This is a genomic window from Aeromonas sobria (assembly GCF_000820145.1).
Lineage (GTDB): Bacteria > Pseudomonadota > Gammaproteobacteria > Enterobacterales > Aeromonadaceae > Aeromonas > Aeromonas sobria.
This window is the reverse complement of sequence record NZ_CDBW01000013.1, coordinates 20,164-46,054: the sequence shown is the minus strand read 5'-3', so window position 1 is coordinate 46,054 and position 25,891 is coordinate 20,164. Positions and strand designations below refer to the sequence as shown.

Annotated in this window: 15 protein-coding genes; 12 read left to right on the top strand and 3 right to left on the bottom strand. The window is 58.8% G+C overall.

Translation table 11 applies throughout. The annotated features are described in order from the left end of the window. Nucleotides 1-40 precede the first annotated feature (40 nt). The 6 genes from ampD to BN1135_RS05835 all read left to right on the top strand — a co-directional run bounded on the left by ampD (nt 41) and on the right by BN1135_RS05835 (nt 9,089). Nucleotides 41-625 carry a 1,6-anhydro-N-acetylmuramyl-L-alanine amidase AmpD gene (ampD, locus tag BN1135_RS05860; RefSeq protein WP_042019554.1) on the top strand — a complete coding sequence of 195 codons (585 nt, stop codon included), beginning with the start codon at nt 41-43 and terminating at the stop codon, nt 623-625. Nucleotides 626-894: 269 nt separating this feature from the next. Next, entirely contained in the window at nt 895-1,659 is a 765-nt protein-coding gene (gene pdhR / locus BN1135_RS05855; RefSeq protein ID WP_042019553.1) for a pyruvate dehydrogenase complex transcriptional repressor PdhR, read from the top strand. Between the two features lie 79 nt (nt 1,660-1,738). Continuing rightward, entirely contained in the window at nt 1,739-4,399 is a 2,661-nt protein-coding gene (aceE, locus tag BN1135_RS05850; RefSeq protein WP_042019551.1) for a pyruvate dehydrogenase (acetyl-transferring), homodimeric type, read from the top strand. Between the two features lie 124 nt (nt 4,400-4,523). Continuing rightward, the gene (gene aceF / locus BN1135_RS05845; RefSeq protein WP_042019550.1) at nt 4,524-6,410 is read left to right on the top strand and encodes a pyruvate dehydrogenase complex dihydrolipoyllysine-residue acetyltransferase; all 1,887 of its coding nucleotides are present in this window, start codon (nt 4,524-4,526) and stop codon (nt 6,408-6,410) included. Nucleotides 6,411-6,572: 162 nt separating this feature from the next. Beyond that, nucleotides 6,573-8,000, top strand: a complete 1,428-nt coding sequence (gene lpdA, locus BN1135_RS05840; RefSeq protein ID WP_042019549.1) for a dihydrolipoyl dehydrogenase — start codon at nt 6,573-6,575, stop codon at nt 7,998-8,000. Nucleotides 8,001-8,126: 126 nt separating this feature from the next. Further along, complete coding sequence (locus BN1135_RS05835) at nt 8,127-9,089, top strand: GGDEF domain-containing protein (protein ID WP_042019548.1); 963 nt, start codon at nt 8,127-8,129, stop codon at nt 9,087-9,089. Between the two features lie 85 nt (nt 9,090-9,174). On the opposite strand, the gene BN1135_RS05830 is transcribed toward BN1135_RS05835, so the two are convergent. Next, complete coding sequence (locus BN1135_RS05830; protein ID WP_042019547.1) at nt 9,175-11,085, bottom strand: methyl-accepting chemotaxis protein; 1,911 nt, start codon at nt 11,083-11,085, stop codon at nt 9,175-9,177. Nucleotides 11,086-11,320: 235 nt separating this feature from the next. Here BN1135_RS05830 and BN1135_RS05825 point away from each other — a divergent pair, with 235 nt between their 5' ends. Beyond that, nucleotides 11,321-13,582, top strand: a complete 2,262-nt coding sequence (locus BN1135_RS05825; RefSeq protein ID WP_042019546.1) for a patatin-like phospholipase family protein — start codon at nt 11,321-11,323, stop codon at nt 13,580-13,582. Nucleotides 13,583-13,811: 229 nt separating this feature from the next. Then, the gene (acnB, locus tag BN1135_RS05820; RefSeq protein ID WP_042019762.1) at nt 13,812-16,409 is read left to right on the top strand and encodes a bifunctional aconitate hydratase 2/2-methylisocitrate dehydratase; all 2,598 of its coding nucleotides are present in this window, start codon (nt 13,812-13,814) and stop codon (nt 16,407-16,409) included. A 91-nt stretch (nt 16,410-16,500) separates the two neighbouring features. On the opposite strand, the gene BN1135_RS05815 is transcribed toward acnB, so the two are convergent. Continuing rightward, nucleotides 16,501-18,918 (bottom strand): GH92 family glycosyl hydrolase, encoded by a 2,418-nt coding sequence (locus BN1135_RS05815; protein WP_042019544.1) that lies wholly within the window; start codon nt 18,916-18,918, stop codon nt 16,501-16,503. A gap of 599 nt (nt 18,919-19,517) precedes the next feature. Between BN1135_RS05815 and BN1135_RS05810 the strand changes: the two genes are divergently transcribed. From BN1135_RS05810 to mdtD, 4 genes are all read left to right on the top strand, one after another. Then, nucleotides 19,518-21,104 carry an EAL domain-containing protein gene (locus tag BN1135_RS05810; protein WP_042019543.1) on the top strand — a complete coding sequence of 529 codons (1,587 nt, stop codon included), beginning with the start codon at nt 19,518-19,520 and terminating at the stop codon, nt 21,102-21,104. A 162-nt stretch (nt 21,105-21,266) separates the two neighbouring features. Next, on the top strand, nt 21,267-22,661 hold the full coding sequence (locus BN1135_RS05805; protein WP_042019542.1) for a D-arabinono-1,4-lactone oxidase: 1,395 nt from the start codon (nt 21,267-21,269) through the stop codon (nt 22,659-22,661). Between the two features lie 71 nt (nt 22,662-22,732). After that, on the top strand, nt 22,733-23,860 hold the full coding sequence (locus BN1135_RS05800) for a CobW family GTP-binding protein (RefSeq protein WP_042019541.1): 1,128 nt from the start codon (nt 22,733-22,735) through the stop codon (nt 23,858-23,860). Between the two features lie 85 nt (nt 23,861-23,945). Beyond that, nucleotides 23,946-25,370 carry a multidrug transporter subunit MdtD gene (mdtD, locus tag BN1135_RS05795; RefSeq protein ID WP_042019540.1) on the top strand — a complete coding sequence of 475 codons (1,425 nt, stop codon included), beginning with the start codon at nt 23,946-23,948 and terminating at the stop codon, nt 25,368-25,370. On the opposite strand, the gene BN1135_RS05790 is transcribed toward mdtD, so the two are convergent. Further along, nucleotides 25,342-25,830, bottom strand: coding sequence for a YbaK/EbsC family protein (locus tag BN1135_RS05790; protein ID WP_042019539.1), 489 nt, complete (start codon nt 25,828-25,830; stop codon nt 25,342-25,344). The two genes, mdtD and BN1135_RS05790, sit on opposite strands and share 29 nt — an antisense overlap. Nucleotides 25,831-25,891 lie beyond the last annotated feature (61 nt).

The window sequence follows — 25,891 nt, the reverse complement described above, 5'->3', positions numbered from 1 at the left end:
CTTCCTCTTTTCGCCATTTGTCAGCCATATCGAGTAGCCGATGACTCAACTCGCTTTGCAACCTCACTTTGCTATCGATGCCGCAGGCTGGTGCCTGCAGGCGCGCCGGGTGCCCTCTCCCCATCACAACGAACGGGCCGCGCCGGACGATATCTCCCTGCTGGTGGTGCATGGCATCAGCCTGCCACCGGGGGAGTTTGGCGGCCCCTTTATCGACGATCTCTTTATGGGGCGGCTCGACCCTGACGCTCACCCCTATTTTGCCGCTATCCATCAGTTGCGGGTCTCGGCCCACTGTCTGATCCGTCGTGATGGTGAGCTGGTGCAGTATGTGCCATTTGGCGCGCGCGCCTGGCATGCGGGGGCATCGAGCTGGCAGGGGCGGGAGGCGTGCAACGACTTCTCCATCGGCATCGAGCTGGAAGGAACCGACGAGACCCCCTATACCAAGGCCCAGTATCGGGCACTGGCAGGGCTCACCCGAGCCATCTCAGGCCGTTATCCGGCCATCACCCACGAAAAAATTGTCGGTCATTGCGACATAGCGCCGGGGCGCAAAACGGATCCTGGTGCCAGTTTCCAGTGGGATCATCTGCACCAGTTACTCAACCTTGAAAGTAAATAATAAAATTTAGTTTAGATTTTAAAATCAATGGCTTGCCGATCTGGCAGGCCATTGCCACCGCCAGTTGCTCAAATGTTATCTGTGAGCGCCATCAAAATTATTGGTCAGACCAATTTCTATGAGCTAAATCATGTTTACCCCGTTTTACCCCTTAAGTGGTGGGGTTGGTTCTTGATTCAGATCATCTTTTGAGTGGACTTTTCAAAAGGCCTCTGCTAATTTTCGCCCCATCCATGAAATTGGTAATACCAATTTAACAAAGTAGCCTCATGCCCTATCGCAAGATTACGCAACCCAAGTTGGCCGACGCCATTGTCGCCGAGCTGGAACAGATGATTCTGGAAGGCAGTCTGCAGTCCGGGCAGAAATTGCTGCCCGAGCGGGAACTCGCCATCCAGTTTCAGGTATCGCGCCCCTCCCTGCGCGAAGCCATTCAGCGGCTGGAAGCGCGCGGGTTGCTTTATCGCCGTCAGGGCGGCGGCACTTATGTGCAGAATGCCTTGAACAAGGGGATCGCTGATCCGCTGTTTGAACTGCTCAGTACTCACCCGGAAGCCCAGTATGACCTGCTGGAGTTTCGTCACGCGCTGGAAGGCATCTGTGCCTACTATGCGGCGTTGCGCGGGACCGAGTCTGATTTCGAGCGCATTCGTCAGGTGCAAATCACCATTGAAGAGGCGGGCCAGCTGGGCTCGCTGGTGGCCGAGTCGGCTGCCGTTACCCAGTTTTATCTGGCGGTGGCGGAGGCGTCCCACAACGTGGTGCTGCTGCACCTGCTGCGGGCGATGGGCCCGATGCTTGAGCAGAACATTCTGCAAAATAACGAAATTTTGAATCGCCGCCCGGGAGTGGTAGCCAAGATCCGTCGCCATCGTGCGAATCTGATCGAGGCTATTCTTTCGGGGGCTCCGGAGCGGGCCAGAACTGCTTGTCATGAGCATCTGGCCTTTATCGAGGACACCTTGTTGGATATGCAGAGGGAAGAGACCCGGATCCAGCGATCCATGCGTCGGATCCGTCAGCAGGAAAACTAATCCCACAAGGCTTTATTGTCGAATGTTTGCGCCCTTCGCCGCGCAATGCCGTGCAATCACAACAAAATAGGAACCAGCCATGTCTGATATCCTGAAGAACGATGTGGACCCGATAGAAACGCTGGAGTGGCTTGCCTCTCTGGAATCCTTGCTGCGTGAAGAGGGTCCGCAACGCGCTCAGTTCATTCTTGAACAGCTTGCTGAGAAAGCCCGCGCAAGCGGTGTGGACGTGGCTGCCAAGGCAAATCGCGATTACATCAACACCATCCCGTCCAGCGATGAGCCGGACTACCCGGGCGACCTGGAGATGGAACGCCGCATTCGCGCCATCATCCGCTGGAACGCCATGATGATCGTGCTGCGCGCTTCCAAGAAAGATCTGGACCTCGGTGGTCACATGTCTTCCTTCGCCTCTTCTGCGACCATCTATGATGTCTGCTTCAACCACTTCTTCCGCGCTCGCAGCGAGAAGGATGGTGGTGACCTGGTCTACTTCCAGGGTCACATCTCCCCGGGCATCTATGCCCGCGCCTTTGCAGAAGGTCGTCTGACCGCAGAACAGCTGGACAACTTCCGTCAGGAAGTGGATGGCAAGGGTATCCCTTCCTATCCGCACCCGAAACTGATGCCGGACTTCTGGCAGTTCCCGACCGTTTCTATGGGTCTGGGTCCTATCGCCGCCATCTATCAGGCGCGTTTCCTGAAGTACCTGACCGACCGTGGTCTCAAGGATTGCTCCGAGCAGACCGTTTACGCCTTCCTGGGTGACGGCGAGATGGACGAGCCGGAAGCCAAGGGTGCCCTGACCGTTGCCGTGCGTGAAAAGCTCGACAACCTGGTATTCGTGGTCAACTGCAACCTGCAGCGTCTGGATGGTCCTGTGGTCGGTAACGGCAAGGTGATCAACGAGCTGGAAGGCCTGTTTGCTGGCGCCGGTTGGGATGTCACCAAGGTCATCTGGGGTCGCAAGTGGGATGAGCTGCTGAAGAAAGATACTTCCGGCAAGCTGATCCAGCTGATGAACGAAACAGTGGACGGTGACTACCAGACCATGAAGTCCCGCGACGGTGGCTACATCCGCGAGAACTTCTTCAACCGTTACCCGGAAACTGCCGCGCTGGTCAAAGACATGACCGACGAGGAGATCTTTACCCTGAACCGCGGTGGTCACGATCCTCGCAAACTGTTCGCCGCGTTCAACAAGGCGACCCAGACCAAGGGCAAGCCGACCGTTATTCTGGCCAAGACCATCAAGGGTTATGGCATGGGTGAAGCGGCTGAAGGCAAGAACATCGCTCACCAGGTCAAGAAGATGGAGCTGGACTCCGTGCGTCACCTGCGTGACCGCTTCAACCTGCCGGTGGCCGACGAGCAGCTGGCCGATCTGCCTTACCTGAAGATCGAAGCCGGTTCTGCCGAGCACAAATACCTGCACGACCGTCGCACCGCCCTGAAAGGCTATGTGCCGACCCGTCTGCAGGAGAGCACCACCAAGCTGGAAATCCCGGCGCTGGAAACCTTCGGCCCGCTGCTGGGTGAGCAGGCGCGCGAAATTTCCACCACCATGGCGTTCGTGCGTTCCCTGAACGTGATGCTGAAAGACAAGTCCATCGGCAAGCGCATCGTACCGATCCTGGCTGACGAAGCCCGTACCTTTGGTATGGAAGGTCTGTTCCGCCAGATCGGTATCTACAGCCCGCACGGTCAGCAGTACACCCCGCAAGACCGTGACATCGTCTCCTACTACAAGGAAGACAAGCAGGGTCAGGTTCTGCAAGACGGTATCAACGAGCTGGGCGCCATGTCCTCCTGGCTGGCTGCTGCGACCTCTTACAGCACCAACGACTGCCCGATGATCCCGTTCTACATCTACTACTCCATGTTCGGCTTCCAGCGTGTCGGCGATATGGCGTGGGCAGCCGGTGACCAGCAAGCCCGTGGCTTCCTGCTGGGCGCGACCTCCGGTCGTACCACCCTCAACGGCGAAGGTCTGCAGCACGAAGATGGTCACAGCCACATCCTGGCCAACACCATCCCGAACTGCGTCTCCTACGATCCGTCCTACGCCTATGAAGTGGCGGTGATCGTACAAGACGGCCTGCGCCGCATGTACGGTGAGAAGCCGGAGAACGTCTTCTACTACATCACCACCCTGAACGAGAACTATGCGATGCCAGCCATGCCGCAAGGCGCGGAAGAGGGTATTCGCAAGGGTATCTACAAGCTGGAAACCGTTGCTGGCAGCAAGGGCAAGGTTCAACTGCTGGGTTGTGGTTCCATCCTGGGTCATGTGCGCACCGCCGCCCAGATCCTGGCGAGCGAGTACGGCGTGGGTTCCGACGTGTTCAGCGTCACCTCCTTCAACGAACTGGCCCGTGACGGTCAGGACGTGGATCGCTGGAACATGCTGCACCCGACCGCCGAGGCTCGCGTACCGTACATCGCTACCGTACTGGGTTCCGAAGCCACCATCGCTGCGACCGACTACATGAAGTCCTTCGCCGATCAGGTTCGCGCCTTCGTACCGACCGAGCACTACCGTGTGTTGGGTACCGACGGTTACGGCCGTTCCGACAGCCGCGCCAACCTGCGTCGTCACTTCGAAGTGAACGAATTCTACGTGGTGGTTGCTGCCCTGACCGAACTGGCCAAGCGCGGCGAGATCGACAAGCAGGTTGTGGCTGATGCCATCACCAAGTACGGCATCGATGCCGACAAGGTCAACCCGCTGTACGCGTAAGAGGATCAAGTGTCGCGCCGCACTGCGGCGCGACACTATCTAGGTTTACAGTAAACGGTTAACGCGCGATACGCGTGAGGGCGGTCAGCCAGTCACGCGGATGCACGCAAGAGGATAAAGCACAATGTCCAAACAGATTATGGTGCCGGATATCGGCGCCGATGAAGTGGAAGTGACCGAGATCATGGTGGCCGTGGGCGATAAGGTCGAGCTCGACCAGTCCCTGATCGCTGTGGAAGGTGATAAAGCCTCCATGGAAGTCCCGGCCCCTGCCGCCGGTATCGTCAAAGAGATCCTGATCAAGGTGGGCGACAAGGTTGCCACCGGTTCCCAGATCATGATCTTCGAAGCAGAGGGCGCGGCTGCCGCTCCTGCTGCAGTTGCCGCCCCGGTTGCTGCTGCACCGGCCGCCGCTCCTGCCGCCGCCGTGCGCAAAGATGTACACGTACCGGACATCGGTGATGACGAAGTCGAAGTGACCGAGATCATGATTGCCGTGGGCGACATGGTTGAAGCTGACCAGTCCATCATTGCTGTGGAAGGTGACAAGGCCTCCATGGAAGTGCCTGCACCGTTCGCTGGTCGCGTGGTCGAGATCAAGGTTGCCACTGGCGCCAAGGTCTCTACCGGTTCCCTGGTAATGGTGTTTGAAGTGGCTGGCGCTGCGCCTGCTGCCGTTGCTGCTCCGGCTCAAGCCGCCGCTCCCGTGGCTGCTGCCCCGGTTGCCGCCGCTGCCAAAGAGGTCAACGTACCGGATATCGGTGGCGACGAAGTGGAAGTCACCGAGATCATGGTTGCCGTGGGTGACAAGGTTGAAGCTGACCAGTCCCTGATCGCGGTTGAAGGTGACAAGGCCTCCATGGAAGTGCCTGCGCCGTTCGCCGGTGTCATTAAAGAGATCAAGGTGAAGGCGGGTGACAAAGTCTCCACCGGTTCCCTGATCATGGTCTTCGAAGTGGCTGGCGCTGCTCCTGCCGCCGCCCCGGTGGCACAAGCTGCCGCTCCGGTCGCTGCTGCACCAGTTGCCGCTGCTCCGGCACCGGTTGCCCAAGCTGCTGCCGCTACCGATTTCGTTGCCAACGATGCTTACGTGCATGCCTCTCCGGCGGTACGTCGTCTGGCCCGTGAGTTCGGTGTCAATCTGGCCAAGGTTAAAGGTTCAGGTCGCAAAGGCCGCATCGTCAAAGAAGACGTGCAAGCCTATGTGAAGGATGCCATCAAGCGCGCCGAATCTGCTCCTGCTGCTGGCACAGGCACTGGCAACGGCATGAGCGTTCTGCCGTGGCCGAAGGTCGATTTCAGCAAGTTCGGTGAAGTGGAAGAGGTCGAACTGACCCGGATCCAGAAGATCTCTGGTCCTGCCTTGCACCGCAACTGGGCCATGATCCCTCATGTCACCCAGTTCGACGAAGCTGATACCACCGAGCTGGAAGCGTTCCGCAAAGAGCAGAACCTGATGCTCGAGAAGCAGAAGTCGGACGTGAAGATCACCCCGCTGGTGTTCATCCTGAAAGCCGCCGCCAAGGCGCTGGAAGCGCACCCGCGTTTTTGCAGCTCCCTGTCTGAAGATGGCAGCCGGATTATCATGAAGAAGTACATCCACATCGGTGTGGCGGTGGATACCCCCAACGGTCTGGTGGTTCCGGTGGTGCGCGATGTTAACAAGAAGGGCATCATGGAGCTGTCGCGCGATCTGGCCGAGATCTCCAAGAAGGCCCGTGCCGGCAAGCTGACCGCTGCCGACATGCAGGGCGGTTGCTTCACCATCTCCAGCCTGGGTGGCATCGGCGGTACCAGCTTTACCCCGATCGTCAACGCGCCGGAAGTGGCTATCCTCGGTGTCTCCAAGTCCGAGATGAAGCCGAAGTGGAACGGTAAAGAGTTCGCGCCGCGCCTGATGCTGCCGCTGGCTCTGAGCTACGACCACCGCGTGATCGATGGTGCCGATGGTGCTCGCTTCATCACCACCATGAACGGCGTGCTGTCCGACATTCGTCGACTGGTCCTGTAAGTGAGAGGGCGGGCCCAGAGCCTGCCCTTTTTACTTCTCATTTCATTAACAGGATTGTAAACTTGCCCCGTTTTTTCACGGCCGCAGCCGCCCTCTTGTTTAAGTAAAAAGTAGGCTTGAGACTGCGCCGTCCGGGGATATAAGAACGACAAAGAGGTCATGATGAGTAAAGAAATCAAAACTCAGGTCGTAGTACTGGGTGCTGGCCCTGCCGGTTATTCCGCTGCTTTCCGCGCGGCTGACCTGGGTCTGGATACTGTTATCGTCGAGCGTTACTCCACCCTGGGTGGCGTCTGCCTGAACGTGGGTTGTATTCCCTCCAAGGCGCTGTTGCACGTTGCCAAAGTGATTGAAGAGGCCAAGGCGCTGGCCGAACACGGTATCATCTTCGGTGCCCCGCAAACCGACATCGACAAAGTCCGTCTGTGGAAAGAAAAAGTCATCAACCAGCTGACCGGCGGTCTGGCTGGCATGGCCAAGATGCGTAAAGTTCAGGTTGTTAACGGCTTTGGTAAATTTACCGGCCCGAATACCCTTGAAGTCACCGGGGAAGATGGCAAGACCACTGTCACCTTCGACAACGCCATCATCGCCGCCGGTTCCCGTCCGGTGAAGTTGCCGTTCATCCCCCATGATGACCCCCGCGTATGGGATTCTACCGATGCGCTGGAGCTGACAACCGTACCCGGTAAACTGCTGGTTATCGGTGGTGGCATCATAGGTCTGGAGATGGGTACCGTTTACTCCTCGCTGGGTTCCGAGATCGACGTAGTGGAATTTGCTGACCAGCTGGTACCGGCTGCCGACAAAGACATCGTCAAGATCTACACCAAGCGCGTGGCCAAGAAATTCAACATCATGCTGGAGACCAAGGTCACCGCAGTTGAAGCCCGTGAAGATGGCCTGTACGTATCTTACGAAGGCAAGCATGCCCCTGCCGAGCCGGTACGTTACGACAACGTGCTGGTTGCCGTAGGCCGTGTACCGAACGGCAAGCTGATGGATGCCGAGAAGGCCGGTGTGACCGTGACCGAGCGCGGTTTCATCGAGGTGGACAAGCAGCTGCGTACCAACGTGGCGCACATCCACGCCATCGGTGACATCGTTGGTCAGCCGATGCTGGCCCACAAGGGTGTTCACGAAGGCCACGTTGCCGCCGAAGTTATCGCCGGCAAGAAGCACTACTTCGACCCGAAAGTGATCCCGTCCATCGCCTATACCGAGCCAGAGATGGCGTGGGTCGGTGTGACCGAGAAGGAAGCCAAGCAACAAGGGCTGAATTTCGAAGTGGCCACCTTCCCGTGGGCCGCGTCTGGTCGCGCCATTGCGTCTGATTGCTCCGACGGCATGACCAAGCTGATCTTCGACAAGGAGAGCGGCCGCGTCATCGGTGGTGCCATCGTCGGTACCAACGGCGGTGAACTGCTGGGTGAAATCGGTCTGGCCATCGAGATGGGTGCTGACGCCGAAGATATCGCGCTGACCATCCACGCTCACCCGACTCTGCACGAGTCAGTGGGTCTGGCTGCCGAAGTGTTCGAAGGCTCCATCACCGACCTGCCGAACGCCAAAGCCAAGAAGAAAAAGTAATTTTCTTCCCCCGCTAGCCTGAAAAAGCCGCTCAATCGAGCGGCTTTTTGTTTTCTCCGCTGCACACCGACTTTTCTAAAGCCAAATATGCTAAAGATAGGTTTTATCACGGACGAGAGATATCCAATGCTAGAGGCACCTATTCCACCCGATGAGGCATTGCGACTGGACACTCTGCGGCGGCTCTCTTTGCTTGATTCCGAGGCCGAGGAGCGGTTTGACCGGCTGACCCGCATGGCCCGACGGGTGTTTGATGTCCCGATCGCGCTGGTGAGTCTGGTGGATGAAGATCGCCAGTGGTTTAAATCCTGTATCGGGCTGGAGGTCAGCGAGACTGCGCGGGATATTTCATTCTGCGGCCACGCCATCATGGGTAATGAGACCTTCATCGTACCCGATGCCTCGCTGGATCCCCGTTTTGCCGACAATCCGCTGGTAGTGGGCGGGCCTTGCATCCGCTTCTATGCCGGACAGCCACTGCAGATCGCCAACGGTTGTAAGCTGGGGACGCTCTGTATCATCGATACGGTGCCACGAGTCTTGAGTGACGAAGATGTGGGGCTGCTCAAGGATCTGGCGGCGATGGTGGTGCGGGAGCTCGAAGCGGTACAACTGGCCACCATTGATGAGTTGACCCGGATCTCCAATCGGCGCGGGTTCGTGATGCTGGCAGAGAAGAGTCTCTCGCTGGCCAGTCGCTTGCAGATGCCACTGGCGTTGCTCTATCTGGATCTCAATGGTTTCAAGGGGATCAATGATCGCTGGGGACATGCGGAAGGGGATCGGGCCCTGATCGTCTTTGCCACTCTGCTCAAACAGGCTTTTCGTGGCGCCGATGTGTTTGCCCGCATGGGAGGCGATGAGTTCGCCGTCCTGCTGCCCAATGTGGTGGAGGCGCAGGCGCAGCTGGCTTATGAGCGTTTCAACGCTATCTTGGCCGAGCATAATCGGCACAGTGGTTGCGGTTATGCGCTTGCCTGCAGTACCGGGATCGTCAGCTATGACGGGCGCAGTTGTGTATCGCTGGCCGAGCTGCTCACCCGCGCCGATGAGCTGATGTATCAGCGCAAGCGGGATAGCAAGCGCTGACGGTTATACCGAAGGAGCAACCACGAGAAACAACAGAGAGCGCCGCGGCGCTCTCTGTTGTTGATGGTTCAGGTCAGGGTGTGGGTCAGAGCCGGAAGTTGCCAACCAGCTTGTCCAGCTGGCCGGAGAGCTGCTGCAGGCTGCGGCTGGACTCGGTCAGCTGGTGGGCGATATCGGCGGTCTCCATGGTGAGCTGGTTGATATCCTCCACATTGCGGTTGATCTCGCCGACCACGCTGGACTGCTCCTCGGTGGCGGTGGCGACCTGGATATTCATGTCGTTGATCTGGGTGATGTGGGCGGTGATCTGGCCGAGGGCAGCGTTGGCTGCATCGGCCTGACTCACCACTTCGAGACTCTGGTTGCGCCCTTGTGCCATGGCACTGACGGCGCGGGCACTCTGCTCCTGCAAGCGGTTGATCATCCCCTGGATCTCGGCGGTCGAAGCGGCGGAGCGGTTGGCCAGATTGCGCACCTCATCCGCTACCACGGCGAAGCCGCGACCCTGTTCACCGGCGCGAGCGGCCTCGATAGCGGCGTTCAGAGCCAGCAGGTTGGTCTGCTCCGAGATGCTGCGGATGGTTTCGAGGATGCTGCCGATGGAGTCGGTCTGGCTCGCCAGCGACTCTATGACCCCTGCCACCTGCTCAATATCGCCGGAGAGCCCGACGATGCCGTGGCGTGCCTGCGCCACCACCACAGCACCCGCATCGGCCTGATCGTTGGCTTGTTTGGCAACGTCGGCTGCCAGTGAGGCGTTACCGGCGATCTCGCTCACCGTAGCCCCCATCTCGTGGATGGCGGTCGCCACCTGCACGGTGCGGTCGCGCTGGGCGGTACAGTTGTGCTGGGTCAGCTGCGCCTTGTTGGCCACCTCGTTGGCGGTGTCGGCGAGCTGGCGGGAGTTCTCTGCCACCTGCTCGATGGAGGCGTGGATCTTGGCGACGAAGTTGTTGAAGCCGGTGGCGACCTGACTCAGCTCATCACGACCTTCCACCTTGAGGCGTTGGGTGAGATCCCCATCGCCGCTGCCCAGCTCCTTGAACAGGCGGGCCAACTCGTTGAGCGGACGACTGACCGAGCCTGCCAGCAGCATCCCCATCAGCCCCATGGCCAGCGCAATCACCAGCGAGATCATCAGGATCTCGTTGCGGGTCTGATCCAGCTCGGCATAGATCTCGGCTTGTGGCACCTGGGCCACCAGATACCAGTCGAGCAGCGGGATATAGCTACTGGCCAGTACCATGGGCTCGCCGTTCACCTCGGCGTTGATGACGGCAAAAGGTTGTTTGGCCAGCAGGCTGCCGGTATCACCGCTGGCAATGCTGCCAAGGGTATCGCGTTCGATGCGGTTAGCCTCGGGGTGCAGCTTCACCTTGCCGCTGCCATCGACCATAAAGACGATGCCACTCTCTTCCAGCCGGAAGTTGGCGACCATGGTCACCATGCTGTCGAGGGATTTGGCAAAGCCGGCCAGCCCGCGACCGTTGAGCTGCTGGAAGTTGACGAACAGCTTCACCTCGCCGTTGCTCTCGCGAAAGATGCTGAGGGTCATCTCCTTCTGGCTCTTGGTGTAGTCATAGAACCAGCCATCCTGCGTTGGGGTCAGGTTGCGCAGGAAGCCATCCTGGTTGTAGTAGGCGGCACTCTGGCGATCGGCGAAAGAGGCGGTCACCAGACCATACTGGTTGGCCACATCCTTGAGCTGGTTGATGAGAATAGGCTCCTGCTCTTTGGGCATGCCCCGATCCACCCAGTCGAGGATGAAGCGGTCGGTGGCCAGTTGGCGGGCGGCCTGGGCGATGCCGTGGAGATCCTGTTCAATCTCCTTGCTGATCCGCTGGGTCAGGTTGGGCAGCTCCTGCTCGAACATCCGGTTTTCGATCAGTTGCTGGGCCGAGCGTTGACTGAAGTAGCCTACCAGCAGGCAGGAGACGACCACGGCCAGGGTGACCGTAGCCAGTATTTTCTGTTTAAGAGTGAGGGTTGCCAGCATAAACGTGCTCAAAAGGTGGAGGGTTGACGACCCTCATATTAGCGGCAGCGCTGCACCGTCCATGAGGCAGGCAGCCCTTTATTTGCGGATTACGTTTGCGCTCACAGGGGCGGCGGCTCGCCCCTCCGGCATGCTGGCCGCGCAGGATGCGGATTGGCGGTTGCGCTAACCGCCACGCTCCTTATAGTAGAAGCCATCTTTGGTGACTGACCCCCTGAATAATATGGAAAATATGATGCGCAGCTTTGGTGCGGGATGGACCCGTCTGCTTTTGGTGTTGGTGGCGCTCAGCCCTCTGCTGGCTCAAGCCGCTGATGGTGGACGTCCCAAGATTGCTCTGGTGCTCAGCGGCGGCGGCGCCAAGGGATCGGCCCATATCGGCATCCTCAAGGTGCTGGAGCAAAAGCGTATTCCGGTCGACATCATAGTGGGTACCAGCATGGGATCCTACGTGGCGGGCATGTACGCCATGGGGCTCAGCGCCGAAGAGGTGGAGCGCGCTACCCTGGCCATTGACTGGAACAAGGGCTATCAGGACAAAGTGGGCCGCGATGAGCTCTCTTTGCGCAAGAAGCAGCAAAACGAACAGTATCAGCTGCGTACCGATATCGGGGTCAATGGCGATGCAGTGCAGTTAGCGGATGGCTTCTTCCAGGGCCAATCCATGGCCAGTCTGCTGCGGGGGGCGACCTCCAATCTGCCGGTGCAGCACAGTTTTGATGACCTGCCGATCCCCTATCGGGCGGTAGCGACCGACATGGAGACGGTCACCCCCTTTGTGCTGGGGAGCGGTAGCCTCGCCAAGGCGATGCAGGCCTCCATGTCCATCCCGGGGGCGCTCAAGCCCGTCGATTGGGAAGGGCATATTCTGGCGGACGGCGGCAGTGTCAACAACATGCCGGTGGATGTCGCCAAGGCGATGGGGGCCGATGTGGTGATCGCGGTGGATATCAGCGCCAAGCTGCGCACCCGGGAGTCCCTCAAGTCTGGTCTGGCGATGATCGATCAGCTCACCACCTACATGACCCAGGTGGGCACTGAAAAACAGAAAGCGCTGCTGGGGCCTAAGGATATTCTGCTAGTCCCCGAGTTTGGTGGCATGGGGATCGCCGATTTCGCCCGCATGCCGGAGGGGATCAAGATGGGGGAGGCGGTCGCCGAAAAGGCAGCGCTGCAGCTCGATAAGCTGTCCCTCAGCAAGGAGCAGTACGCCGCCTATCGCAACCAGAAATTGAGCCGTCGTGCCGAGCGCAGTGGTCAGCCTGCTTACTTCATCGACAAGGTGGAGATCATCAACAAGTCGCGCCTCTCTGATGAGACAGTCCGCGCCATGCTCAAAGTGCGGCCGGACAAGGTGCAGACCAACGAGAGTCTGGAGGCGGGTATTCGTCGCCTCTATGCATTGGAGTCGTTTGATCGCATCACCTATGAGGTGGAAGAGCGCGATGGGGAGAATGTGCTGGTGGTGGATGCCAGCGAGAAGAACTGGGGGCCGGGTTACCTCAACTTTCAGTTTGGCTTCACCGATGACTTCGAGAATACCTCCAACTACAACGTTGGCATGTCCTACACCCTCACCAACGTCAATGATTGGGGGGCCGAGTGGCTGACCGAGGCATCGCTGGGCACCGCCAAGCACCTCAAGACCAACTTCTATACTCCGCTTGAGCCTTCCCAGACCTTCTATGGCGAGGCCAGTCTGGCCTATGACCAGACACAGCGCCGGCTGTTCTTCCCCGACCCTGACCCCTCGTCAGTGCAGCTCAGTTATCTCGACTCTGAATACTCTTTCTTCAGCACTAATGTCGCTGTTGGCTGGAATCGCCAGCCATGGAGCCGCTTGTCGATGGGGCTGGAGGGGCAGACTGGCAAAATCGATGTGAAAAATATCAATGACCTGGAGGTGGATGCCAATGCATGGGGGCCTTATGCCCGTTTCGAGCACGATACCCTCGATAGTCTCTACTTCCCTTACCAAGGGGTTAAGTGGGATATGAAGCTGGGCTACTCCCACGTCGATCTGGATGGGGACCCCTCCGAGAGCTCCCGCAGTGAGGGGTGGAACTATCACTTGTCGATGATCAAACCCTGGTCCTGGGACCGCCATAGTCTCAACCTTATCCTCGAAGGGGGCGGCTCAGGCAGTGAAGAGGTGGTGCCGCTGCACATTCAGGATCTGGGGGGGCTGTTCCGCCTATCCGGTTTCCAGCGCTACCAACTGAGTGGCCGCTACAGCCTGTTTGGCGGCTTGCGTTACATCTATAGGGTGGCAGACAACGACTTCGGCGCGCTCAAGGTGCCGCTCTATCTGGGTGGATCCATCGAGCAGGGGGGGGTCTGGAACAAGGGTGAGGATATCAGCCTGGAGAGCTCGTTTACGGCTGGCTCTGTCTATGTGGGAGTCGAGAGCTTCCTTGGCCCCATCTTCCTTGGCTACGGCATGGCGGAGGGGGGCAATGATGTCTTCTATCTGCAATTGGGCAGTACGTTCGAATAATGCCAAATTGCTGCCAATTTGTTAACTCTGGTTGGTGGTGGGCAGTAATTTTTCAAAAAATATCAGGCGGGTTAGTTGGTTACGTTTTTGTGATGAATAAGTAAACAGGGTTTGGATTTTAATTAGTCGTTAAAACTTATATAGTGGGGAGCACCCTACGGGGTGTCCTGCAAGGACGATCGCCGCGAGCGTGGGCGAACCCCAAAAAAAGACCAAAGAGGAATTAGTCGTGCTTGAAACATACCGTAAACACGTCGCAGAACGTGCTGCCGAGGGCGTGGTCGCCAAGCCTCTGGATGCAGAGCAAGTCGCCGCCCTGGTAACGCTTCTCAAGAACCCGCCCGCTGGCGAACAAGACTTTCTCAAAGAGCTGTTGTCCTCCCGCATTCCACCCGGAGTTGATGAAGCTGCCTATGTCAAAGCCGGTTTTCTCACCGCCGTCGCCAAGAGCGAAGCCCACTCTCCGATACTGACTGCGGCAGAAGCCGTTGCGCTGCTGGGTACCATGCAGGGTGGTTACAACATTCAACCGCTGATCGATCTGTTGGATCATGCCACGCTGGCGCCTCTGGCCGCCAAGGGGCTCTCCCACACTCTGCTGATGTTTGACTCCTTCCACGACGTGGAAGAGAAGGCCAAGGCGGGCAATGCCCACGCCAAGCAGGTGATGCAATCCTGGGCTGATGCGCAGTGGTTCCTCTCCCGCCCGGAACTGGCCGAGAAGATCACCGTCACCGTGTTCAAGGTGACTGGCGAAACCAACACTGACGACCTCTCTCCGGCACCGGATGCCTGGTCCCGCCCCGATATTCCGCTGCACGCCCTGGCGATGCTGAAAAACGCCCGTCCCGGCATCACCCCCGACAAAGATGGTGCCGTCGGCCCCATCAAGACCATCGATGCCCTGAAAGAGAAAGGCTTCCCGCTGGCCTATGTGGGTGACGTGGTCGGTACCGGCTCTTCCCGTAAATCCGCCACCAACTCGGTGCTCTGGTTTATGGGTGACGACATTCCGTTTGTGCCGAACAAGCGCGCTGGCGGTGTCTGTCTGGGTGGCAAGATTGCTCCGATCTTCTTCAATACCATGGAAGATGCCGGCGCCCTGCCCATCGAAGTGGATGTCTCCAAACTGGAGATGGGCGATGTGATCGACATCTACCCGTTTGCCGGCAAGATCTGCAAGCACGGTACCGAGCAGGTGCTGGCGCAGTTTGAACTGAAAACCGAGGTGCTGATCGACGAAGTGCGCGCCGGTGGCCGTATCCCGCTGATCATCGGTCGCGGCCTGACTGACAAGGCTCGCGAAGCCATGGGTCTGCCGTTCTCCACCGTATTCCGTCGCCCGCAACCGGTGGCCGATACCGGCAAAGGCTTCACCCTGGCCCAGAAGATGGTGGGCAAGGCGTGTGGCGTGCAGGGCATTCGCCCGGGCACCTACTGCGAGCCCAAGATGACCACGGTCGGCTCTCAGGACACCACGGGCCCGATGACCCGCGACGAGCTGAAAGATCTGGCCTGCCTCGGCTTCTCCGCCGACCTGACCATGCAGTCCTTCTGCCACACCGCGGCCTATCCCAAGCCTATCGACGTGCAGACTCACCACACCCTGCCGGACTTCATCATGAACCGCGGCGGTGTGAGCTTGCGTCCGGGTGACGGTGTCATCCACTCTTGGTTGAACCGCATGCTGCTGCCGGATACCGTGGGTACCGGTGGTGACTCCCACACCCGTTTCCCCATCGGCATCTCCTTCCCGGCGGGTTCCGGTCTGGTGGCGTTCGCCGCCGCCACCGGTGTGATGCCGCTGGATATGCCGGAGTCCGTGTTGGTGCGCTTCAAGGGCGAGCTGCAACCGGGCATCACCCTGCGTGATCTGGTGCATGCCATCCCCTACGCCGCCATCCAGAAGGGGCTGCTGACCGTCGAGAAAGCGGGCAAGAAGAACATCTTCTCCGGCCGCATCCTCGAGATCGAAGGTCTGCCGACCCTGAAGGTAGAGCAGGCATTCGAGCTGGCCGATGCCAGCGCCGAGCGCTCTGCCGCCGGTTGCACCATCAAGCTGGATCAGGCTCCGATCATCGAGTACCTGAAGTCCAACATAGTGATGCTGAAATGGATGCTCTCCGAAGGCTACGGCGACCCGCGCACCATTACCCGCCGCATCAAGGGGATGGAAGAGTGGCTGGCCAACCCTGTGCTGATGGAAGCGGACAAGGATGCCGAGTACGCCGAGATTATCGAGATCGATCTGGCCACCATCAAGGAGCCAATTCTCTGTGCGCCGAACGATCCGGACGATGCCCGTCTGCTCAGCACTGTGGCTGGCGACAAGATCGACGAGGTATTCCTCGGTTCCTGTATGACCAACATCGGCCACTTCCGCGCCGCCGGCAAGCTGCTCGAGAAGTTCCAGGGCGAGCTGCCGACTCGCATGTGGATAGCGCCGCCCACCAAGATGGACAAGGATCAGCTGACCGAAGAGGGCTACTACGGCATTTTCGGGCGCGTCGGTGCTCGCATCGAGATCCCGGGCTGTTCGCTGTGCATGGGCAACCAGGCGCGTGTAGCGGAAGGGGCCTCAGTGGTCTCTACCTCCACCCGTAACTTCCCGAACCGTCTGGGTAAAGGCGCCAACGTCTACTTGGCCTCTGCGGAGCTGGCAGCAGTTGCCGCCATCCTCGGCAAGATCCCGACCGTGGCAGAGTACCTGCAGTACGCCAAGGCGCTGGATGCCACGGCGGCAGATACTTACCGCTACCTCAACTTCAACGAGATCGCCTCCTACACCAAGAAGGCCGATGCGGTGATCCTGCAGCAAGCGGTCTGAGTGAATGGATGACAGGGTCCTTCCCTAGGCTCTGTGTAATCCAATTAAAAATGCCGCGTAGCTACGCGGCATTTTTCATTTATGCGGACGGTTAGAGTCGGGTCATTGCCTCTCTCTTGTCGCCTGTCATGACAAAGTGCAACTCGCCGCCAGCCCTGATCTCGCTGTGCTCGAAGGTGAGATCCCCCGATAGCGGCTTGCCGTTGATGGTCACTGACTTCACGTACTTGTTGTGAGGGCTGTTGTTGTCGGCGGTGATCCTGAATTGCCCATCTTTCACTGCAATCGTCACCTCATCGAACAGTGGGCGGCCGATGCTGTAGTGCGGGGAGGCAGGGGTAACCTGATAGAACCCCATGGCCGACATGATGTACCAGGCTGACATCTGTCCCACGTCCTCGTTGCCGATAAGGCCTGTTGGCTTGGTGGTGTAAAACTCGTTCATGATCCGATCCAGATACTCCTGAGTTTTCCACGGTTCATCGGTCATGTTGTAGAGGTAGGGGATATGGTGCGATGGTTCATTGCCATGCATGTACTGGCCGATATAGCCGGTCAGGTCAGGCAGCGCTTCACCGCTATTAGATGAGCGGGCGTTGAACAGTTCATCGAGATCCTCGCGCAATCCTTTCTCTCCACCCAGCTCCTGTTTGAGCCACTGGAATGCGTGCAGCGGCTGGAATTTCCATTGCCAGCTGTTGCCCTCGGTGTAGGCAAACTCGTCCACATAATAGGGGTCAAATGGCAGTAACGGGCAGACGCGCATCTCGACGCTGGTCCCATCGGGTTTGTTGACCGTCTCCAGTTTGCAGTCAGGAGAGTTCTCATCAACGGGTTGATTGAACTGGCTGGCAGGGCGGTGCGGGTTCCAGCTGTCGGGGTGGTTTTTGGGGCGGAAGAAGCCGGTTTTGGCATCCCAATGGTTCAGGTAGTTGTTCGAGCGTTTGAGAAATTCCTGCTGAACCTTGTTGTTGCCCGCCATTCGAGCAATTTCCGAGAGAGCCCAGTCGCCGTAAGCAAACTCCAGGGTATAGGAGGTGGAGTTCCAGTATCCCCAATGCACATAGCCGTTCTGCTCGTATACCTCGAGCTGGGCAATGCTGGCCGCGCCTATGTTCTGGTCTTCGCTCCAGTCCGGGAACTCCTCTTTCTTGTGATAGCGGGCGGTATATTCGGCGGCTTCCAGAGCCTCCTGGGCATCGACATTCATCCCCTTGGCCATGGCATCCGCAATGATGGAGATGGCGGGAAAGCCAATCATGGTGCCGGTGTAATGGCCGTGCAGCTCCCACTTGGGCAGAATGCCGCCATCCTTGTACTTGCGGATCAGGTCGTTGACATACTCCTCGGCTTTACGGGGGTTGATGATTGTTTGCAGTGGATGCTGTGCCCGGAAGGTGTCCCACATGGAGTAGACGGAGTAGTTGGGGATGGCTCCGGCATCCTTGATCTCCTGAGTACGCATAGCACGATACTTGCCATCCACATCCTGGAAAATCATCGGGGCAATCTGGGCGTGGTACATAGCGGTGTAGAAGATCTCTTTTTGGGCCTGAGTGCCTCCGCTCACTTTCACTTTTTCCAGCTCGCCATGCCAGGCTTGCTGGTTGCTGGCTACCTGATCCTCGAAACCCCAACCCGGCACCTCGGTTTCCAGATTCTTCTGCGCTCCTTCTACCCCGGTGGGGGAGATCCCGACCTTCAGTTCGAGCGGTTGTTCGGTGGGGGTAAAGGTGAGATAGGCGATGGTTTTGATGCCCTTGAAGGCATCTTTTTTCAGGGTAACTTCCGTTTCTACATCGTCGACAACGACTCTGGCCTTGACCACCGGCTGATTGAATTTTACATAAAAGTAGATGTGCTGGTTGTTGGCCCAGCCATCCGAGCTGCGTTTGCCGCGAATGGTATATTCATCGACAAACTCGATATCACCAATGGTGGTGCGATTGCCCCAACTCTTATTCAGGGTGTGATCAAGATCGAGTTTAATCGCAGGAGTGCTGCCTTTTGGGAAGGTATATTTATGATACCCAACCCGGGGTGAGGTTGTTAACTCTGCCTTGATTTCACCTCGGTTAAGAGTGACCGAATAGTAGCCTGCTTCAGCCTTCTCATTGGATTTATCAAAGGTGTTGTAAGTGGAGTCTTTTTTATCGGTAAATGGCAACACGAGAATATCACCGAGATCCGTGATGCCAGTGCCTGATAAATGAGTGTGAGAGAAACCGTAAACTGGAATATCTGATACCGAACCATGGTCAAAATAGCCGGCTGCCGAGCCCCAACCCTCCATTTCGGTATCAGGGGAGAGCTGTACCAGCCCGCCGGGGTAGACGGCTCCGGGGAAGGTGTGGCCATCAGCCCCGGTACCGATAAAGGGATTGATATACTGGATCAATGATGTGTCTGGCGTGGGGCGTTCGGTGTCTGAATCGCTGGTCGAATCACTATCACAGCCGGATAGCGCTATAGTGATCGCTATGACCAATGGGGTTAATTTTTTTTTCATAACTGGGCTCCTTGCCAAGGGTGTGTTTTCTTGAATATATAAAATATTACCAACCAATGTTTTTATTGCTGGTAGTCTGTTATTGATATGGCCGACATTATTTTTCATCCCTGCGTAATAATTAAATTCGTAATAGCTTACATGTAAATTTGCAGGCGATTATTAGAGTGAGTTGATAGTAATTGGATAATGGTTGAGCGAACAGGTTAATAATGTGGCATTTACTGGATTATTATGACGATAGCCCTATTGTGTGAAATTGATCACCTGTAAGGTATCCACCACTGTTTTACTTCAACCATATAAGATGATGGTAGTAGTGAGCGCAGGTCGGGTGTCCCGTCATGCTTGTCGGCATGTGTTCCCCATGACGGGGGCTCGCAGGGGGAATAGCCGACTTTCATCAGCTTGATTCAAATGAGAATTTTCTTGGCCGCTACTCTCCCTTTGTGGATTTTACAGTTCGTTTTATAAACGCTTTGCGTTATTTTGTTAGGTTATGAGCGGTAATGATGGGGCATCGTTATCGAGGGAAAGTGGATATCTGTTCACTGGGTGCTTGCTTTGGGCAGGCCTGACGAATTGCGGCGTGGTTCATTATGTTTCTGTTCAGGCTAGATCTCTCCCAAACCCGGTTACGTTTCGGTGCCACCTTGCTGGTGTTTGCCCTGCCACTGTTGGCGGGGAGCTGGATCATCAACAGCAATTATGTACAGGATTTGAAAGCGGACTCCAGCGCCTCGGCCCACAAGGCCAGAGCCCTGCTGGAGGCCATGCTGGATCATGCGGAGCAGGCCAATCGGGAGGTATTGCCGCTGGTCAATGCCCCTTGCGCCGAGAATAAGTTGGTTCTGCGGACCAAGGTTGCGCTCGAGCCCTTCTTGCGTTCGGTCAATCTGGTTCGCGATGGCATCATCAACTGCACCTCGCTGTTTGGTGAGGCCAATGATGCTGACGACGGCTCCATCTATACCGGGCGCAAGCTGCTGCTGATGAGTGGCAATCGGGTGCGGCAGAATCACCCGCTGCTGGTGGTGCGCACCGAGCAGGGCAGGGATGCGGCCTTGAGTGCCATCGACAGCACCCAGCTCAGTTTTATGCTCTCCCTGAGTGGCCAATCCAGCGAGCTGTTTTTGCAGGTAGGGTCGGCCCGCCTTGATGAGTCGGGCCGCTATCTGAGTGACCCGCCCAAACTGCACCGCAGCACCGGTTTGGTGTTAAGTTCATCGCACTATCCCTTCACCATTCATGCCGGTTACTCCCTGCCGCGTTACTGGCAGTCGGTGTGGGAGGCACGGCGTATAGCGCTGTTGTGGCTGGGGGGGTCTTCTTTTTTGTTGGCTTGGGCGGTGTGGTGGATTCTGGGGCGTCCCGGCTCGCCAACAGATGAATTGCGACGCGCCCTGCGGGCCAGGGAGTTTGTGCCCTATCTGCAACCGTTGGTCGCCAGTAATGGCGGCCGTATGACAGGGGCAGAGGTTCTGATGCGCTGGCAACATGCGACCGAGGGAATGATCCGCCCCGATCTGTTTATCCCGCAAGCGGAAGAGTCGGGGCTGATCGTTCCCATGACCAACCAGATCATACAACGAGTGGCGAGTCAGTTAAGCCGGGTACAGGAGCAACTGCCTGACGGTTTTCATCTCAGCTTCAACATCAGCGCCGCCCATTGCCACGACTTTGCCCTGCTGGCCGAGTGTCGCGCCTTCCTCGGCCACTTCGTCCCCGGCAAGGTGGTACTGGTGCTGGAGCTGACCGAGCGGGAGCTGTTGATGTCGGATCCCCAGACCCTCTCCCTGTTCCGTCAGCTGGACGAGATGGGGGTCAAACTCGCCATCGACGACTTTGGTACCGGCCACTCCAGCCTGGCTTACCTGCAGCAGTTTCATGTGGATTACCTCAAGATCGACAAATCATTCATCGCCCGCATCGGTACCGAGTCCCTCTCGGAGCATATCGTGGACAACGTGATCGATCTGGCGACCCGGCTCGGTCTGGCGCTGGTGGCGGAAGGGGTGGAGACCGAGCGTCAGGCTGATTATCTCAGGGCCAAGGGGGTCGATTACCTGCAGGGCTACCTGTTCGCCCGTCCCATGCCGCTGCGCCAGTTCTGCGAGGAGCTGCTGCCGGAAGAGGCACAGACCCGGCAGCCAGATGGGGTGCGGAGCATCTCGAACGCGACCTGATCTATCCGTGACAGATGTGCGGCAAAGCTCCCGTCAGGAAGGGTGGGGGAGTGCTCTCCCCCTATCCCTCCTCGAGTGCAGGGGCTTGTTTTCCATGCCTTGTGGCTCGCTTTTCGGTAGAATCGGCGCTCATTTTGACGTCAGTAAAAGATGAGGCGCGGTATGACGGTTCAGTTCCAGGCATTTCACAGCATCAAGGCGATCGGTAATCGGGAGGTGCTGTTCAACTGGTCGAGAACCAATCCCCTCGGGGCGCTGGATCAGGTATGGCGCCCGAAAACCCGCGATGAGCTGCAAACGCTGCTGCGGGAACACCCCGAGCGCAAGTTGCGCCTTATCGGCTCCGGCCTCTCCTTCGAACCCATTCACAGCGTCTATGCCGAGGGCAGTCAGGCGCTGCTGGTGGACTTGCACCACCTGCGCGGTCAGTTGGCGAAAACCGCCGATACCGTCACCTATCAGGCGGGGACGCCGCTCGATACCGTCTATGCCGAGCTGATCGCCATGGAGCGGATGCTGCCGGCATCCCCCGGTGTTATCGGCATCCAGACCCTGGGCGGCGCCCTCAGCACCGGCACCCACGGTCAGGGGCTGCACCAGTCCGCTCTCTGCGATGCGGTGGAGGTGATGACGGTGATGCTGGCCAGTGGCGAGATTATCCGGGTCGATCGCACTGACCCGCGCTTCGGCGCCTTCGTGATGGGGATGGGGATGCTCGGCATTTTGCTCGACGTCACCCTGCGCACAGTGCCAAACCGCATCATGCGTTGCACCAAGTTCACCACCGATTACCCCTTCCTCTTGGAACACAACGAGCGGCTTAACCGCGAGCACGGCTTTGTGAAGAGCTGGTGGTTTGCCTGGACCGGCGAGAGCCACATCTGGCTGGTGGATCCCGCCTCTGATGACGAGGTCGCCCGTTACCGGGCCGGTGGTAGCGAGCCGCTGCTGCTGGAGGGCGATATCGACGCCCGCATGAACGCTACCATTGACGCCACCCTGCAGAAGATGGCGAAAGACACCAAGGATGAGGCGCTGGCGGGGGAGCACTTCGAGACGGTGCGCCGCTTCAAGGATGCCTCCGATCTGGTGGGCAACGTTTACCAGATCCTCTGCAAGGGAATCCCGGCACCCCAGATCAACTGCGAGGTGGCGGTACCGCTCCATCGCATGAACGAGGCGCTGGAGACCCTGCAAGCGTGGCAGCAGGCCAATCCCGGCGTGCTGCACTACCCCTTTATCCTGCGCTGCACCGGCCCTTCCGAGGCTTGGCTCAGCGCCGCCCATGGCCAGTCGGTCTGCTGGATTGGTTTCCTGGTCTATCTGGCGGCGGACGGCACCTTCGTCAACGGCTCCATGGAGCAGATGCGCGAGCTGCAGCAACTGCTGGTGCCGCTCGGTGGCATTCCCCATTTTGGCAAGCATCTGGCGATGGATCTCTACGACTTCCCGGTTCTGCTGCCACGCTGGAACGACTTTGTGGCGTTGAAAGCCGAGCTCGACCCGCACGGCCGCTTCGAAAACCGCTGGCTCAGCGATCTGTTCGCCAACCGGTAAGGATTGAAAATGACCCATATGCAAGATACCCGCGCACTCATCACCCTGCCGACCAAGGGGGAGTCATCGATATGACAGATATGCAAGATACTCGTATCCCCGTGACCCTGCTGACCGGCTTTCTCGGCAGCGGCAAGACCACCTTGCTCAACCACTGGGTCAAGCAGCCCGAGCTTGGCGAGTGCGCTGTGCTGATCAACGAGTTCGGCTCGGTGGGGCTGGATCACCATCTGGTGCAGCAGGTGGACGAGCAGGTGGTGCTGCTCGATTCGGGCTGCATCTGCTGCTCGGTGCAAGGCTCCCTGGTGGAGGCACTGCAGGGGCTCTTCATGCGCGCCATCCAGCGAAAAATTAAGCCGTTCAAGCGACTTATCATAGAAACAACCGGCCTGGCCGATCCTGCTCCCGTGCTGTTTACCCTGCGCGAAGAGGGCTTTATCGCCCAGCGTTACCGTTTCGATGGCACTGTGACGGTGGTGGATGCCGGTCATATCGAGCAGCAGCTGGCGGCTCAGTATGAGGCGGTGAAACAGGTGGCGCTGGCGGATCTGCTGGTGGTGAGCAAGGGGGATCTGGTGGACGGCGAGCAACTGGCACGGGTCGAAGCCCAGCTGGCGGCGCTCAATCCTGCGGCGCCGATCCAGCAGGTGACCAATGGTGAGCTGTCGCCCAATGTGCTGGAGAAGCTGGGCGCCTACAACGAAGCAGCGGGGCGCGATGTGCGCCAGCTGCTGGCCTGGCTGCGCACCGAATCCCCCAAGCAGGGACTGGCTTCGCCGATGCAGCCGAAGATGCAGCCGTTCGCCGCCAAGGTGGGTACGGCCGCGCCCACCCACTTCGAGCACGGCAACATAGAGAGCTTCTCCCTGCGTATCGGCGAGCCGCTCAAGCCCTCCCGCCTGCTGGCCGCCATCGATGCGGTGCAGGTCCAATATGGCAATGCCCTGCTGCGGCTCAAGGGGATCTTGCAGCTGGAGGGAGAGAGCCAGCCGGTGGTGATCCACGGCGTCCACGGCCAGCTCTATCCGCTGCAGGCATTGGGAGATTGGCCGGAGGGCAAGGCCCAGTCCCGGCTGGTGTTTATCGTGAAAAGTCAGGACAAGGAGGGAATAGAGCGTCTCTTTATGGAGACCCTCAAGGCCCCCGAGCCCACCCTGGAAGAGCGGCTCAAAGCCATGCTCGGCCAACCGGACGCCTGACAGGCCAACGTGACCCGCCCCGTTGTAACCCAACGAGTGCGGGTCTCTTTTTATGCAAGCGATGCGAGAGAGGAGGGTGCCGGTTATGTCAGAACATTCACAGAGGGTGACTCCCGCCCAGCGCAAGTGGCTGCCCCTGCTGGCAGCGGTCGGTTTCTTTATGCAGGCGCTGGATGGCACCATCCTCAACACCGCCCTGCCCAGCATGGCCGAGACGTTGGGGGAGAGCCCGCTGCAGATGCAGTCGGTGATCATCGCCTACATGCTGACGGTGGCGCTGCTGATCCCGGCCTCCGGCTGGCTGGCGGACAGGTTCGGTACCCGCCGCATCTATCTGGCCGCCATCTCGCTCTTTACCCTGGGCTCGCTCGCCTGCGCCGCCTCCAACTCCCTTCCCATGTTGGTGGCGGCACGGGTGCTACAGGGGGTTGGCGGTGCCCTGCTGATGCCGGTGGGGCGACTGGCGGTGCTGCGGGTCTATGACAAACACGAGTTGCTGCGGGTGATGTCGTTCGTCACCATTCCGGGGCTGCTCGGCCCGCTGATGGGGCCTGCCCTCGGTGGCTGGCTGGTGGAAGTGGCGAGCTGGCACTGGGTGTTTCTCATCAACCTGCCGGTGGGGCTGCTCGGCTTTATCGCCAGCTGGCACTTTATGCCGGAGCTGCGGCAACAGACCGCCCGCTTCGACTGGCAAGGGTTTGTGATGTTCAGTGTCGGCATGGTGCTGGTGTCGGTCGGTTTGCAAGGGCTGGGGGAGCACAGCATCGCCACCGGTTGGGCGCTGTTTGCGCTGATCTTCGGGCTGGCAGCGATGGCGAGCTACTGGCTCTATGCTGCCAATGCCGAGCAGCCGCTGTTTAGCTTGAAGCTGTTCAAAACATCCAGCTTCGCCATCGGCATCTGGGGCAACCTGTTTGCCCGCCTCGGCAGCGGTTCCATGCCATTTCTCACGCCGCTCTTCTTGCAACTGGGGCTCGGCTTCTCGCCGAGCAAGGCGGGGATGACCATGATCCCCACAGTGATTGGCGCCATGCTGACCAAGACGCTGGTGAACAAGCTTATCCCCAAGGTGGGCTATCGCCGCATTCTGATCGGCAACACTTTGGCTCTGGGCGCCATGATCGCCAGCTTCTACTTTATCGACAACCAGCTCCCCTATGGGGTCTTGCTGGGCTGGCTGGCGATCTTCGGCGCCATCAACTCGCTGCAGTTCTCCGCCATGAACACTCTCACGTTGCAAGATCTCAGTCCGACCCTGGCCAGCAGTGGCAACGGTTTGCTCTCGGTGGTGATGCAGCTCTCCATGAGTTTGGGGGTGGCGATTGCCGCCAGCCTGCTCGGGCTCTTCTCGGCGGGCACCTCAGCGGGCACCTTAGCGGCCGAGGGTCAGTGGCTGGAAGGTTTTCACCTCACCTACCTCTGTGTCGGGCTGCTCTCCATGCTGGCGGCGTTGATCTTTGCCCAACTGGCGCGCGATGGCGCTACGCCGTCGGCGCGGGCAGATAGCTGACTTCGCAGGGGAGCTGCGCCAGCACCTCGGCCAGATGCTCGGTCGCCAGCAGAAAGGTCTGCTCCGGGTGGCCCGGGGTCCAGGTGAATGCCTCATGGTCGAGCAGGATAGGATCCACCAGTAGCGGAATATCGGCGCGGGGCAGAAAGGGACAGACCGCCCCCGGCAGACAGCCGATCGCCGTCTGCATCTCCTCGGCGGTACAGATGGAGGGCTTGGCACCGAGCGCAGCTTTGACCGCCTTGTTGTCGAGTCGGCCATCCCTGTGGGTCAGCAGCAGGGCGAAGCGGCCATCCTTGAACTTGAGAAACAGGGTCTTGCTGAACTCCGCCTGCCAGCCGAGGCGGGCCTTGACCCGTTCGTCGGTGGCGTAGTCGAGGATGGGCTCGTGCTCATAGCGTTGGTGGGGCAGTGCGGCCAGCAGCTGGCAGTTGAAGTGGTGAATGGTATCGAGTGGCATGGGGTTCTCCTGTAGTGGGCGCTATCCTGCCAACCTCGCAGGGCCGGGCCCTCTTATTTCG

Bases quoted from the DNA above. Each gene is read 5' to 3' on its own strand.
- BN1135_RS05835 (WP_042019548.1), top strand. From the start codon at position 8,127: ATGCTAGAGGCACCTATTCCACCCGATGAGGCATTGCGACTGGACACT.
- BN1135_RS05815 (WP_042019544.1), bottom strand. From the start codon at position 18,918: ATGAAAAAAAAATTAACCCCATTGGTCATAGCGATCACTATAGCGCTA.
- BN1135_RS05830 (WP_042019547.1), bottom strand. From the start codon at position 11,085: ATGCTGGCAACCCTCACTCTTAAACAGAAAATACTGGCTACGGTCACC.
- ampD (WP_042019554.1), top strand. From the start codon at position 41: ATGACTCAACTCGCTTTGCAACCTCACTTTGCTATCGATGCCGCAGGC.
- BN1135_RS05810 (WP_042019543.1), top strand. From the start codon at position 19,518: ATGTTTCTGTTCAGGCTAGATCTCTCCCAAACCCGGTTACGTTTCGGT.
- BN1135_RS05805 (WP_042019542.1), top strand. From the start codon at position 21,267: ATGACGGTTCAGTTCCAGGCATTTCACAGCATCAAGGCGATCGGTAAT.
- lpdA (WP_042019549.1), top strand. From the start codon at position 6,573: ATGAGTAAAGAAATCAAAACTCAGGTCGTAGTACTGGGTGCTGGCCCT.
- BN1135_RS05800 (WP_042019541.1), top strand. From the start codon at position 22,733: ATGACAGATATGCAAGATACTCGTATCCCCGTGACCCTGCTGACCGGC.
- BN1135_RS05825 (WP_042019546.1), top strand. From the start codon at position 11,321: ATGCGCAGCTTTGGTGCGGGATGGACCCGTCTGCTTTTGGTGTTGGTG.
- aceF (WP_042019550.1), top strand. From the start codon at position 4,524: ATGTCCAAACAGATTATGGTGCCGGATATCGGCGCCGATGAAGTGGAA.
- pdhR (WP_042019553.1), top strand. From the start codon at position 895: ATGCCCTATCGCAAGATTACGCAACCCAAGTTGGCCGACGCCATTGTC.
- mdtD (WP_042019540.1), top strand. From the start codon at position 23,946: ATGTCAGAACATTCACAGAGGGTGACTCCCGCCCAGCGCAAGTGGCTG.
- BN1135_RS05790 (WP_042019539.1), bottom strand. From the start codon at position 25,830: ATGCCACTCGATACCATTCACCACTTCAACTGCCAGCTGCTGGCCGCA.
- aceE (WP_042019551.1), top strand. From the start codon at position 1,739: ATGTCTGATATCCTGAAGAACGATGTGGACCCGATAGAAACGCTGGAG.